Below are 13249 nucleotides of genomic sequence, written 5' to 3' on the forward strand. Positions count from 1 at the left end.
GAACGGGATCGGATTACCAACACACTCGTTGGCATACGCGTGTGAGATTTCCTGGGAGTGACGGAGTTACTCTCGAAACAGGGACACGTCGATGTCCCGTTCGCCTCTTTCAGACGAAACTCGGTCCCTCAACCGCTTCCGTTTCCGCGTCGCGCCAGGAATGTTGGGGTTCCCAGTCGAGCACCTCACGGGCATTTTTGTAGTCGATCGCCGACTGGTCGCCGCTGATGTCGACTTCGGGCGGGAGGTCGCCGTAGACGGCTTCGACGGCGTCGACGGTATCCACGTCGAGGAAGTTGTCGGCAGCGACGGCCATAAACGGTTGGTGGCCGTCGAAATCGACGTCCATTGCACGCTCAACCAGCGAGACGACGTCACGAATGTCGACGTACGAGAAGAAATTCCCTGCAGCGTTATGGAACGTGATGCCGAAGTCGTCGCCGAGTTCTGCCGTCTCCAACTCGAAGTTCTCACGTATCGTGGCGGTGTCGTACTCGCCGGGGTAGTTGATCCACGAGGGTCGGATCGAGGCGATGGACACGTCGTGTCGCCTTGCAACCATCTTTGCTATTTCTTCGCCCGCAACTTTCGAGGTTCCGTACGGATCTTCGGGCCGCAGCGGGTGATCGACGTCGATAGGGAAGTAATCGGGGAGGAAGGACGGCTCGGCGAAGACGGTTCCATAAACCGTCTCGCTGGAGGCCCACACCACGTCCGCACCGACGCTTCCTGCAGCCGAAAGCACGTTGTACGTACTGATACTGTTGTTCTCATACACGTGTGCACCGCCATGTCCGAGTGGATTCGGGTACGCGGCAAAGTGGATCACATAATCGGGGTCGAATTCGGCGATGAGTTCCCAGGTTTGTCCCTGGTCCGTCAGGTCCGCCGCCCTGAAATCAACGTTCGCCGGTCCCGCCCCCGGATCCGGATTCCGGAAGTCAATGCTTCTGACGTCCCATCCCTGTTCTGCAAGGGATGAAACGACCCAACTCGCTGAACCACCCAAACCGCCAGTAACCACTGCTCGTGACATTCCTTTGCGGAAAAGAAACCAGTGGCTATAAAATTGCTGATTATACCGTTCCAGAGGCAACGATCCACAGGTGACAACGAATCGGAGCGATGCCGTTTCCTCCCGGATAGCTCCATTCCGTCCGTCCGTTTCTCGATCCAGTCCCGACGAGACGATCACTCGAACGTCCCAGCGATCGATGAACGACTCGTGGAGCCGATAGTACTCACGTCCGATCCATGGATACCGGACCGTTCCGAACGGCCCTGCGTTATTCCTCGCCGACAGCGACCGGTTCTTCCGTGCGGGCGCTTTCGAACACAGCCTCCAGTACGTTCGCGTGCGCGACGCTCTCCTCCCGATCGATACGAGGCGTTTCGCCGCGTTCGATGCAGTCTGCGAAATGTTCGACCTCCAGCCGGTAGTGGTCCGCCGGGCCGAATCGTTCAGTGACTTCCCGACCATCGACCGCATACGTCAACGAGGTGCTGTTGTCGACGCCGACGTCGAACGTCGGCTCGGCACGTAGCCACCCGTCAGACGTTTCGATCCGGTAATACTGGGTCAGCGGCGTTTCGAATCCGGACTGGATCCGTGCCGTCTCGCCGGACTCGTACTCAAGAACCCCCGCCATTTCGGTATCAACGCCGCAGTCACGCCGGTCGGTCGTCGTCGCGTATACCCGGTCGGGTTCGCCTACGAATAGACGAACAGCGTTGACTGCGTACGTGCCAACGTCCAGGATCGATCCACCCTCCAAATCCGGGTCGAGTCTGATGTCTTCGGCCTTGTCGGGCATTCGGAACGTGAACGTCGACGTGACGGAACGCACCTCGCCAAGTTCCGACTCGACGATTTCTTTTGCACGCTCGGTAAGCGGGTGGAACCGATACATGAACCCCTCCATCAGGACGACGCCCTGCTCCTCGCAGTAGTCGAAGACGGCAGCCGTTTCCGATGGATCGCCAGTTACCGGTTTCTCACAGAGGACGTGGAGACCGGCGTCAGCGGCCGCACGTATCCACTCGGCGTGTAGTCCGTTGGGAAGCGGGATGTACACTGCGTCCAAACTCTCGTCATCAAGGAGCGCCTCGTAACTTCCGTAAGCCTCGGGAATGTCGAACTGATCCGCGACCGCCCGGGCAGCCGACTGATCGCGCGAGGCGATGGCCGCAACGTCGTGATCGCTTGCGACGATGGCAGGGATGACTGAATCGACGCCGATATCGGCCGTGCTGATGATTCCAAATCGCATACGTTACAGATGTCGGAGAATCACGTAAGTCCTCGGATACCAGCAGGAACGATCCCGTGCACGAGGTCCTGCTGGGACTCGATATCGATCAGGGGACAACTGTCCTCACAAGCGTCTCAGTGTCGTCGTGGCCGAGCGTACGTTCGATGGCCGACCTCGGAGTCCGTCACCAATTCACGTCCGTCCGGGAGAGGAACACCCTCCAGAGCCGTTCGGCCCCGCCATAAAACGTCATCCAGATCGTGATCAGGAACCCGCCCATTCCTGCCAGGAGCTCAAGGACGTTCCTCACACCCCCGGGGCCGTCGACGGCAAACGTGACGAACTGGACGAGGACCACCGTTGCAACGGTCATCGTGAGAAGGAACACGACGAACCGAAGGTTCGGGTGTTTCCGTTCCCAGTCGGTCTCTCGTCGGGTGATAAAGAGATAGATCGATGGGGCGAAGATCAGGAAGTATCCCAAGATGTGACGGATTTCCTGAGCCGCTGTGCGGGACGGGACGACCGTTCCGGCGATGACCGCAGCGAGCAGACCGAGTCCGATCGCCCACGAGATCGGATGGCCGAAATTTATTCGCATAATTCCACACAATCCCCGCCTGACGCGTTTGGGAACCGGAAGCGGCGGCCTATCGACATTGTTGACAGTATCCGAGCCAGCAATATGTAATGGTTTCGAGACTGGCTCCAGGTGTCTCGATTCGAACGTCACTACCTGTCTCTCATGTCGTCGTCGAAACGATGTCATACGCGGACATCTAGCCGTCTCGAATGGAATACACCTCGAATAGAATGGGGGATAGAGTACGGTTAGTTCAATTATCCGCCGCGAGACCCTTTGCGAACTGCTCTGCGAACAGTGCGTAGATGATCAGGGTCGGTAACGCGGCGAATAGGGCCCCCGCCATTCGGAGGCCGAAGTCGATCCCCGACAGGTCAGTCCCCAGCCCCGCAAGAACGAGCGTTACCGTCGCGGCTGAACTCGAGGAGCTCCCAATGAGCGTCAACGAGAAGAGGAATTCATTCCAGATCGCCGTGAACTGGTAGATGAACACCACGCCGAACATGGGCTTTGACAGGGGCAGGATGATCCGCCGGTAAATCCGAGAAATCGATGCACCGTCTATCTTTGCGGCCTCGACCAGCTCGTCCGAGAGTGTGAGGTAGTACCCCCGGAAAAGGAGCATGCACAGTGGGATCCCGTAGACGACGTGAGTGATCGTCAGCGAGAGCAGCCGTGCGTATTCCGTATCCAAGTAGGGTAACTCCCAGACTGGTGCGAGGACTTCCGACAGCGGGAAGATGTTGATCCAGAAGTCCGACAGCGGGACGAGCACCGCCTGATACGGGATGAAGATCCCGATCAGAAAGAGGATCAGGACGGAGAACTGTGCCCGCTTCCCCCAGTTGACGAGCGTCAGTCCGAAGGCCGCCGTACTACCCAAGAAGACGGTGATGATCGTCGACGGGAACGTCATGATGAGGCTGTTGATGAACCCTCTCGAGAGGTGGTTCATCGCCTCTAGCCACTTTGCGTGCGTAAACCCACCCGGTCCAGCCGGCATAAACGGCGACGTCGCCGTCACTGCCCCAGTCGTCTTGAACGACGTTACGAACCCCGTCCAGATCGGTGCGATGAAAAACGCAAAAAAGAGCGTAACCGCCAGTGAGAGAATTATCTTCCCGTAATTCAGTTCCGGGAGTGCGTCCACGATACTTCGCTCTCGTGACTGCGTCGGTCCACTCATGTTAGAGACTTCCCTGTTTGTGTTGGTAATGCAGATACGGTGCGATGACGGCGAGGGCCATCACCAGGAGTATCGTTCCAATCGCGGCGGCGTACGCCCAGTTCTGGAGTTTGAACGCCTCACGGACCATTAGCGTCGCGAGGATGTCCGTCCCCTTCGGGACACGGTACTGTCCGAACATCGAGAAGAGGAAGGTGAACGCCTTCAGCGCGAAGATCATCAAGACGACGGCTGCACTGACGGACGATGATTTGAGCTGGGGAATGATCACCCGCCAGTACGTCTTGTAGATGCTGGCGCCGTCGACCCTCGCGGCTTCGAACTGGTCATTCGGAATGGACTGGAGTCCGGCGAGGAAGACGACCATCGCATATCCGCTGAACTGCCAGATGAGGGCGAATATCACTGCACCGAGCACGAGTTTTGGGTTCCCGATCCAGTTGTATGGTCCGAGCCCGAAGACACCCAAAATCACGTTAACCAGACCGTTATCCACGTTGTACATCCACAGCCAGAACTGCGCGGTCACAACGAACGACAGAGCCATCGGGAGGAGGTAGATGGTCTGTACCCTCTCCTTGAATCGGATGCCCCTGTCGAGCATGATCGAGAGGAACAGACCGAGCAACATGGTCACCGTCGTAAAGACGATGAGCAAGATGAACGTGTTTTTCGCCGTGAGCCAGATCCACGGGTCATTCATCGCCTGGACGTACATCTCCAGGTCTAACTGCGTGAAGTCAGGTCCCTGGCTGAATCCTTCGTAATCCGTCAACGAGATGAGCGTGTTGTATCCGATGCCGCCGTACACTCCCAGTCCCATGATGAAAAACGGGATAAACCAGAACGGAAACGATCGAACAAAATCGCTCTTCCAGATCACACGAAGCCGAGTACGCCACTCTGCTACCGTATCTGTATCTACGAGTTGGAATCCAGTGGCGGAATCTTGTGAACGAGCCATATGTTTGAAAACTGTAGGATGCCCACTTAGAAGACGGTCATCAGATCTTCTGCCGTGGCCTCCGAATCGTAGGGACCCATGAAGTTGGACGCGATCGCGTCCTTACAATCGCTGAGTTCCTGAGCGGTGCCGGCAAGCCCGTGGGCAAGGGTCGGCGGGAACTTGTCGAGGTTGTTCAGATCCTCCACGTTGAGGTTGAGGAAGTCCGTGAGTCGGCTGCCATCGACATCGGTCCGCAACGGGATGGACCCTTTGAGGTTGTTGAACTCCACCTGAACGTCCTTCGTCCCGAGGAATTCGGCGAAGATCTTCGCCTTCTGCGGAGCGTTTCCGTCCCTGGGGAACAGGAACGAGTCGAGGTGCCAGACATACATGTCATCGGTGCCAGGGAACGGAACCCAACCCCAGTCCTCCTCGTACTCGAAGTTGTCCGTGTTCCGGTACATCCCGTACGCCCAGTTGCCCATCGTGAAGAACGCGGCGTTCCCGTTGATCAGTTTGTCGTTTGCCTCCGGGAAGCTGATGGACGACTTGTCGTTGTTCGTGTAGTTCTCGATTACGTTCTTCGTCTTATCGAGCGCACGAACGAGCGCATCCTTGTCGCCGTCGCCATCGAGCCACGACTCGTAGGCATCCTGTCCCTCCGTCCCGAGCAGGAATTCCACGAAGTACTGGAGATTGGCCCACGATCCGCGGGTCGTCATTGTCATCGGGATTGCGTCCGTATTGTTCTGGACCGCCTCCAGCGCGTCGATGTAGGCGTCGTAGGACGTCAGACTCTCCGGGTCGACTCCCGCTTCCTCGAGGACCTCGACGTTGTAGAACAGGTTGTTAAGCCTGTGCGAGCCGAGCGGAATAGCCCGGAACTCGTCGTTGAGACGGTTCTCTTCGAGCGACTTCGGATGCATCGTCTCCGTGTAGTCGTTCTCCTCCCACACGTCGGTGATGTTCATCAACCGACCACCGTACTGTTCCATCGTTTTGCCCGGCCAGGAAGCGAAGGCATCCGGCGGGTTTCGGTTCGCCAGCCGCCGTGCGATGGTCGCATTGAGGTTCTCGTTCGCGTCGCCACCGATGGGCTTGATGTCGTGTTCGATGTCCGGGTGACGCTCCTCGAACATTTCGACGAGGTGGTTGACCGCTGCAGCTCCGTCACCGCCGGACCAACCATGGAGCGCCTCCATTTCGTTGTCCGATAGCTCCGGCGTTCCGCTGTCATCGCCATTGCCGTTTCCAGTATCGTCGTTATTGTTGCTGTCACCGTTACCGTTACCGTTACCGTTACCGTTGCCACCGTTGCCAGTACACCCTGCCACCAGTGTACCCACTCCGACGGATCCCAGTTGGATCATTCGACGACGGGTTACACGACTGCTTTCACTACCTTCGCTGCCATTGTATGGCATGAAGAGCCATTACAAATCGGACTATTTAAGCATTTCCTCCTGGGGTTGTAATTGTGTTTCAGCCTCGGATAGCAGTCCGATTTCGTTGCCGTCTCACTTGTGGAATCCAACCGTGGAGCACGTGTCGAACAAACCAGACGGATCGGTAGATAGCGGGTCCTTGTCGGACGATCTAGACCATGATGATGACGTCGAGAGCAATCAGTAATCACGCAAAGCGGGCTCTGCGCGAACGGGGTTGCTGTGGGAGGTGTTTCGTAGTCTCCACAATATTGCTGCAGAGGGCGTTTCGTCGTCTTCAATCAGTAACGGCGTCCGGATTCACGAGGCACTCACGATGATTTGACACTCACAACGATTTGGCGGCGTAGAAGCAACGTGGTCTCGATCCGCCCGGGCGACTCCAATCCGTACTAACTGGCTGAGAACTCGATCACCGGTGAGAGCGATCCTTACTCGGAGAAGTCCCTGCTATCCGAATACTCTTCGACTCCGTCGACGTTCGTCAATTTCCGGTTATGGAGAGCGACACCGCTTTCTGCGTCGAAGAGGTGGATTGAATCCTCCGGGAAACGGACGCTGACTTCCTGTTCGGCGGTCAAATACCGCATCCCATCGATCATCACGGTTAGATCGGGGGCCGTCCCGTTTTCGAACCGGAGGTGGACCGCATTCTCGTTTCCGTGAGGTTCGACGACATCTACGATCGCCGGGATTTCGCCTTGCTTCCCGTCCGTCTCGACGTCGTCACTGATCTCGACGCTCTCGGGCCGGACGCCCAACACGATTTCATCGTGGCCTTTCACAGTAGACGCGATTTCGGGTGGGAGGTCGTATTCGAAAGAATCCGAGACGAGTGTCTCACCCTCGAGGTCCAGGTGGAAGAAGTTCATCGATGGTTCGCCAAGGAATCCCGCGACGAACAGGTTCGAAGGTTCGTGGTAACACTCCATCGGGGTCCCGAGCTGCTGGAGTTCTCCGTCGTTGAGGATGGCGATCCTGTCGCTCATTGTCATCGCCTCGGTCTGATCGTGGGTGACGTAGACCGTCGTTACACCGAGCTCGGACTGTAGCTGCTGGAGTTCCGTTCGCATTTCCGCACGGAGTTTCGCGTCGAGGTTGCTGAGCGGTTCGTCCAGCAAAAACACCTCCGGGTTCCGAACGATAGCACGACCGAGCGCAACACGCTGTTGTTGACCGCCGGAGAGAGCCCCTGGTTTCCGGTCGAGGAGTTCGGGGATTCCAAGCGTTTCGGCAGCATCTTCGACCATCTCGTTGACCTCTTGGTCCGACAACTCGGTCGACTCTTCAAGTCCGAACGACATATTTTCCCGGACGGTCATGTGGGGATACAAGGCGTACGACTGGAACACCATGGCAATGTCCCGCTCTTGTGGGCGCTTATCCTGAATCGGCTTGCCATCGAGAGCTATGTCCCCCCCACTCGGGGTTTCAAGACCTGCGATCATCCGAAGGGTTGTGGACTTGCCGCACCCGGAAGGCCCAACCAGAACGAGAAATTCCCCGTCGTTGATTTCGAGGTCGATGTCGTCCACCGCAAGTATCTCGTCACCGCCGTCGTTGAATGTTTTTGTTGTCCCACTTAAAGAGAGTTCGGCCATACCTTCCAGTACGAACATCCTCATATATAAGCACCCGGGTTTCGTGAGATCATCGTGTTACGTTACGAACGAGGTGGTCAGCGTTTCGAATTCCGCTGATCGAAAGTGACGCCGCACCGGATCTCGTGAGTAGATCGATTGCGGTTTGTGGGAGCGAGGTGAGGTTTGTGGGAGCGAGGTGAGGTTTGTGGGAGCGAGGTGAGGTTTGTGGGAGCGAGGTGAGTGTAGACACCCGCGCGATCAGTGAACAGGTATTCGCCACTATTTCGAAGAACCATCACTTTTGAATATATTCTCCTTTGGGATAATTTAGACTCCAAAAACAGAGATGTACAGCAGTTCACAACTGAGTTCAAAAAGGCGATCCGAATCAGCGAACAGTATCGGCAGTACGCCGCCGTCGATTCTGACCAAAACGGAACTTCCAGACACGGCGTTTTTCGACGTTTATGCTCCCGATCACACAGGGATCACTCATCGACGACGCGCCGATCTCGCGGGCGGTCTCAGAAAAGACGGAGTCGAGTTTCACGTCGAGACCCACAGCTACTGCAACCATTTGGACGTCTATTTAATATGATATAACCAAGAACGTCTTCGTTTTAAAACTGTTTTAGTCACGCCGGTCTAGCGACCACAGAGACAGGAACGAAAGTCCACGCTGTTTGATCGAATCATGCAGCCGGTATCCCAACTCTGCATCAGTTCCGAATCCCTGTGAGGGGACGGTATCCAAAGTATGGTCTGAAGGCCGGAGTGAGCGCCACCGGAGGGTGTGACTCGCGGTCGCGTCAGCTACCAGTCGATCTCGCTGCCGACACCGACCTCCATGAACGCCGCCGGGAAGCGGTCAGCGAGGATCCGTTTGGCGGCCGGCCCGGTGCAGTGAGAGGGTGCAAGGAGGTCGAGTCGCCCCTCGAGCCAGTCGGCGATCTCGTGGACGGTCTCCTCGTCGACGGCGGTAAGATGGGTTCCGCCGAGAACGGCCCGAACCGGCCCGTCGAGGACCGTCTCGGCGTGCTCGATCGTGTTCCGAAGACCGGCATGACAGCATCCACAGATGAGAAAGACGCCGTCGTCGGTGTCGATCGCCAGTGACTGGTCGTCGCGGATCCGGTCCGTCACTCGCTTGCCGTCCGCGTCCACCGTCACGCCGGTCGGGTTGTCGGGGTACGAGCGGGGGATCTCGCCCAGCGCGTAGATGTCCGGAGCTACCTCTACGGGATCGGTGTGGGTAGTCACGTCGACATCTGCCGCGATCCGATCGCGACGGTAGGGGTTGCCGATGTAATCGTCCTCGCGGAACTTCGATTCGAAGGCGTCCGGGTGGACGTAAAGCGTCTCTGCCTCCGGGAGGAAGGCTGAAAGCCCGCCCGTATGGTCGTAGTGACCGTGACTCAAGACGATCGTGTCGTACGCCGTCGGTAGGCCCAGACGTCTGGCGTTGGCTACGGCGGCCCCGCTTTCCCCCGTGTCGAAGAGGATGCCATCGACGACCACGGAAAAGCCGTGTTCCGCCTGCAGGGCACGTGGTCGCAAGGCCTCGATCCGGTCGTCCATCAGAACGGTGATGTCCACCATTACCGGAAGGGTAGCGTCCGGACCGCTTAAATCGTGGGTGTACGAGCCGATCATGAGTTGTCGACGAACCGACCGTCGGCGATCCGACATCCCTGGTCATCGATGGAGTCCCCAAATCACCCAGAGCCGGGTCTCGTTCGAAGCCGGCGATCGCGGCCAGTGTTGCCTTCTCCCGATCGACCACCACGCTTCCGGCCCGAGAACAACCGTGGAACAGTGGCCGCCCGACGGACGACGAAGTACGCTTGTTGCCCTCACCGGAGGTAACTTCGCTCAGTTCGGCGTCCGACTGTTGCTGGGAGCGGTCGTTCCGCTGGTTCTTACCGATCTCGGAACGACGAAATCGAGAATCGGGCTCGCGCTCACGGGCATGTGGGCGGTCTACGCCCTCTTTCAGTTTCCGAGCGGCATCCTGGCGGATCGGTTCGGTGAACGGCCGCTCCTGCTCGTCGGGCTCTCCGGCACCGTCGTCGGAGCGGCGCTCGTCTCGATCACACCGTCGATACGTCTGTACGGCATCTTCGTCGTCGTTCTCGGAGCCGGCGCTGGCCTCTTTTATTCACCAGCCTCGGCACTGATTTCGCGGCTCTACCAGGAGCACGGCGGTGCACTCGGCATGCTAACCGCAAGCGGAGCCGTCGCGGGCGTCGTCTATCCGATCGGTGGGAGTTATCTCGCCGCGCGTTTCGGCTGGCGGTTCTCCGTCGCCGTCGGCGCGGCAGTTGCGCTCCCGGCGCTTTTGATGACGCTCGGACTGGTCTCGTCGCTGCCGCCGGCGAACTCGTCTCGGAGCCTCCGCGATGCGGTCGATGTCCAGCAGATCCGTGAGTTGCTCTCCCGGCCCAGCGTGGCCTACACAACGATTATAGCGATCATAACCGCGTTCACCTTCCAGGCGATCGGCTCGTTTTTCCCGACCTTTCTCGTGGAGTTCCGAGGCGTCGAACCCAGCCTGGCGGGCGTCGGATTCGGGGCCGTCTTCGGTATCTCGGCGATCGCACAGCCGGTTGCCGGTCTCGTCTCCGATTACGTCTCGCGGGACTTCGCGATCGGGTCGAGTGTCACACTCACCGGGCTCGCGTTCTTGATCCTGATTTTCGTCCCGAGCAACCTCGGACTCGTCGCCGGGACGGCGCTGCTCGGCGTCGGTGTTTCCTGGCCCGGCACGACACAGGCCCGGTTCATGGACCAACTGGACGATGCGGAGCGCGGATACGGATTCGGGCTGGTGCGGACTGTCTACATGTTCGTCGGCGCGTCGGGAAGTGTCGTCGTCGGCACCCTCGCGGAGCAGTTCGGCTGGCCCGTCAGCTACGGTGCAGTCGTCGCCTTGCTTTCTGTGTGTGTGCTGTTGCTCGCGAGCAATCGGATATTTGGCCTCGATCTGTGAGCGCGGGATCGACTGGGCGAACGTTCTCCCACCATCCGTGAGACCGGCCGGCTCGTTCTGAAGGTGGGGCGAATGTTCAGTCCCGAACACGCTGTCGTTTTCCATCAGGGAGCAAGGGTTGAAGCGACTGTAGCTGTAGGGTGTAAATGGATAGCTACCATACCAATGGTCGATCGTACCTCATCCCAGGTGAACTATGAGACGAGCCAGGAGCTGATGGACCTACTCAGGTACACCTGTGAGACGCTCAGTCTCGAGTTCACCCGATGGGACGAGCAGTACGTTTCCGGACCGAGTCTGTATTTTCTCATTGTTGCTGACGTTGACTTCGTCGAGTACACGGATCCACTTGGGGCGAACACGTGGCCCGTTGACCGGTGCAGCGTCGTTTCCGAGTCGGCTGAACCGTTTATCGACGTGGCACGAGACGTGGCATTCAGCTGCGATGGGGCTGTCGTCATTGCTGCGGATGGCACCATTCAAGAACAGATGGTTCGTGTTCGGAGCCCCAGCCCGGATGAGATGAACAACACTGCGGAGTTGGCCTACGCTGACTGGATGGGAACGAAACATCTGAGTGCGATGGAGATCACCACCCGTGAGGAAGTGCTGTGGGCTGTGACCTTGAGCGAAGAAAACGGTCGCGTCTCTTCGTTTTTAAATGGGACGTATCAGGATTACCCACGTGAGGAGATCGGCGGACGGTGGCGCCCCGAGTAAACGCATGGTGCTGAATCGACCCGCGACGTTCAGTCGGCGTCAAAATCCGTTCGAACCACCTCGGAGATGACTCTCCGGAAACGATCGACTCACAGACGCCACAGTTCCGATCGGATATCCCAAGGCATATTTCCGGACCTCGTGTCAGCTACGTGGTAGCGTGAACGAATCAGTCGATCGGGAGCGGTTGGTAACTGGGTACTCCGGCCGACTCTTCCTCGCGACGTCACTCGGATGGCTGTTCATCCAGATGGGGCGCCAACTGCTCCCGCCTCTCTTGCCGAACATCATCGCCGACCTCCAGATCACGTCGACGCAAGCCGGGTTTGCGCTTACGTTGATGTGGGGCATCTATGCACTCTGTCAGTATCCGAGTGGGCGGTTGTCGGACCGACTCTCTCGTAAAACCCTCCTCGTTTCGGGATTGGGTCTGCTCATCGGTGGATTTCTCGTCGTTTGGGGAACAGTATCGTACTCGATGTTTTTGATCGGAGTGGCCGTCGTCGGCCTCGGTGCCGGTCTGTATCCGACGGCGGCACGAGCACTTGTTTCCGACCTCTTCGTCAGACGCCGTGGACAAGCGTTTGGGGTCCATACCGCAGCGGGAGATCTCGGGAACGCTTCCGCGGCAGGGCTTGCGGTCGTTGCGGTTGCATTTGCAACCTGGAACGCGGCGTTTCTCCCGATGGTCGGGATATTTGCGGGGTTACTGCTCGTTTTCCATCTGTGGAGCCGTGAGGCATACGTCTTCGAGACGGTTCACCTCGGCGTCCGGTCGACGGGGCGACGGCTGTTCGGTAACGATCGTCTCCGGTGGTCCCTCCTCGCCTACGTCCTGTTCGCGTTCACGTGGCAGAGTACAACCGGGTTTCTCCCGACGTTTCTTCAGTTCGAAAAGGGATTTTCGGTCGGTCTCGCGAGCACGGGGTTTGCGGTTCTTTTTCTCGTCGGGATGGGAGTAAAGCCCATAGCCGGAGTGCTTGGCGATCGATTTAAGCGCACAACGGTAGCTGCCAGCGCCTTACTGCTCGGTTTGGTCGGGCTTACGGGCGTGTTAATCGTCGAGAACACAACGCTTCTATTTGCCAGTATTGGCGTCTTTGCAGCCGGGTTGATGTCGTTTCCACCGGTGATGCAAGCATACCTCATGGACGTCTTTCCGGACGAGAGCATGGGCGGCGATCTGGGAGGGATGCGAACCGTGTATATCGGAATCGGTAGCCTTGGCCCAACGTACGTCGGATTCGTGGCCGGTATTGCGAGTTACACCGCTGCGTTTGCTGGACTGGTCGGATGTCTCCTCGTGAGTGCCGGCCTCATCGTCGCGTACGAATTCCGGAATCGCGATCAGTCCAGTTCGATCGGGTGAATTCCTACTGCTCGGATCTGAGCTGATGCCCGAAATCGATCGTCGAGACTCCCCATCTCTCGGACGGAATACTGGTTGAACTGATCCTCGTTTGAGGATTTCACCGCCGGTCCACTCCCGCTCGATACGGCGCCTGCATTTTGCGATCCTGAACGGCCGTCGACTTACTGAGAGTA

At 58.1% G+C, this 13249-nt stretch carries 11 protein-coding genes; 3 read left to right on the forward strand and 8 right to left on the reverse strand.

From position 1 onward, the window contains the following. Positions 1-109: 109 nt before the first annotated feature. The 8 genes from ACERIT_RS15415 to ACERIT_RS15450 form a co-directional block, all read right to left on the reverse strand. Entirely contained in the window at positions 110-1036 is a 927-nt protein-coding gene (locus tag ACERIT_RS15415) for an NAD-dependent epimerase/dehydratase family protein (protein ID WP_373675749.1), read from the reverse strand. Positions 1037-1286: 250 nt separating this feature from the next. Further along, positions 1287-2270, reverse strand: coding sequence for a Gfo/Idh/MocA family protein (locus ACERIT_RS15420; RefSeq protein ID WP_373675750.1), 984 nt, complete (start codon positions 2268-2270; stop codon positions 1287-1289). Between the two features lie 166 nt (positions 2271-2436). Further along, entirely contained in the window at positions 2437-2853 is a 417-nt protein-coding gene (locus ACERIT_RS15425) for a hypothetical protein (protein WP_373675751.1), read from the reverse strand. A gap of 235 nt (positions 2854-3088) precedes the next feature. Next, positions 3089-4021, reverse strand: a complete 933-nt coding sequence (locus ACERIT_RS15430) for a carbohydrate ABC transporter permease (protein WP_373675752.1) — start codon at positions 4019-4021, stop codon at positions 3089-3091. A 1-nt stretch (position 4022) separates the two neighbouring features. Further along, the gene (locus ACERIT_RS15435; protein ID WP_373675753.1) at positions 4023-4985 is read right to left on the reverse strand and encodes a carbohydrate ABC transporter permease; all 963 of its coding nucleotides are present in this window, start codon (positions 4983-4985) and stop codon (positions 4023-4025) included. Positions 4986-5011: 26 nt separating this feature from the next. Next, positions 5012-6301: an ABC transporter substrate-binding protein gene (locus ACERIT_RS15440; RefSeq protein ID WP_373675754.1), complete on the reverse strand. Its 1290-nt coding sequence runs from the start codon at positions 6299-6301 to the stop codon at positions 5012-5014. 542 nt (positions 6302-6843) lie between these two features. Then, positions 6844-8013: an ABC transporter ATP-binding protein gene (locus ACERIT_RS15445; RefSeq protein WP_373675755.1), complete on the reverse strand. Its 1170-nt coding sequence runs from the start codon at positions 8011-8013 to the stop codon at positions 6844-6846. Positions 8014-8808: 795 nt separating this feature from the next. After that, the gene (locus ACERIT_RS15450) at positions 8809-9594 is read right to left on the reverse strand and encodes an MBL fold metallo-hydrolase (RefSeq protein WP_373675756.1); all 786 of its coding nucleotides are present in this window, start codon (positions 9592-9594) and stop codon (positions 8809-8811) included. A 208-nt stretch (positions 9595-9802) separates the two neighbouring features. Between ACERIT_RS15450 and ACERIT_RS15455 the strand changes: the two genes are divergently transcribed. The 3 genes from ACERIT_RS15455 (at position 9803) to ACERIT_RS15465 (ending at position 13073) form a co-directional block, all read left to right on the forward strand. Then, complete coding sequence (locus tag ACERIT_RS15455) at positions 9803-10984, forward strand: MFS transporter (RefSeq protein WP_373675757.1); 1182 nt, start codon at positions 9803-9805, stop codon at positions 10982-10984. Positions 10985-11149: 165 nt separating this feature from the next. Further along, positions 11150-11704 carry a diadenylate cyclase gene (locus ACERIT_RS15460; RefSeq protein ID WP_373675758.1) on the forward strand — a complete coding sequence of 185 codons (555 nt, stop codon included), beginning with the start codon at positions 11150-11152 and terminating at the stop codon, positions 11702-11704. Positions 11705-11864: 160 nt separating this feature from the next. Next, the gene (locus ACERIT_RS15465) at positions 11865-13073 is read left to right on the forward strand and encodes an MFS transporter (protein WP_373675759.1); all 1209 of its coding nucleotides are present in this window, start codon (positions 11865-11867) and stop codon (positions 13071-13073) included. Positions 13074-13249 lie beyond the last annotated feature (176 nt).

This window comes from Halopenitus sp. H-Gu1, assembly GCF_041821145.1.
GTDB lineage: Archaea > Halobacteriota > Halobacteria > Halobacteriales > Haloferacaceae > Halopenitus.

Coding starts and splice junctions, on each gene's coding strand:
- ACERIT_RS15445 (WP_373675755.1), bottom strand. CDS start 8,013: ATGGCCGAACTCTCTTTAAGTGGGACAACAAAAACATTCAACGACGGC.
- ACERIT_RS15415 (WP_373675749.1), bottom strand. CDS start 1,036: ATGTCACGAGCAGTGGTTACTGGCGGTTTGGGTGGTTCAGCGAGTTGG.
- ACERIT_RS15430 (WP_373675752.1), bottom strand. CDS start 4,021: ATGAGTGGACCGACGCAGTCACGAGAGCGAAGTATCGTGGACGCACTC.
- ACERIT_RS15420 (WP_373675750.1), bottom strand. CDS start 2,270: ATGCGATTTGGAATCATCAGCACGGCCGATATCGGCGTCGATTCAGTC.
- ACERIT_RS15460 (WP_373675758.1), top strand. CDS start 11,150: ATGGTCGATCGTACCTCATCCCAGGTGAACTATGAGACGAGCCAGGAG.
- ACERIT_RS15425 (WP_373675751.1), bottom strand. CDS start 2,853: ATGCGAATAAATTTCGGCCATCCGATCTCGTGGGCGATCGGACTCGGT.
- ACERIT_RS15435 (WP_373675753.1), bottom strand. CDS start 4,985: ATGGCTCGTTCACAAGATTCCGCCACTGGATTCCAACTCGTAGATACA.
- ACERIT_RS15450 (WP_373675756.1), bottom strand. CDS start 9,594: ATGGTGGACATCACCGTTCTGATGGACGACCGGATCGAGGCCTTGCGA.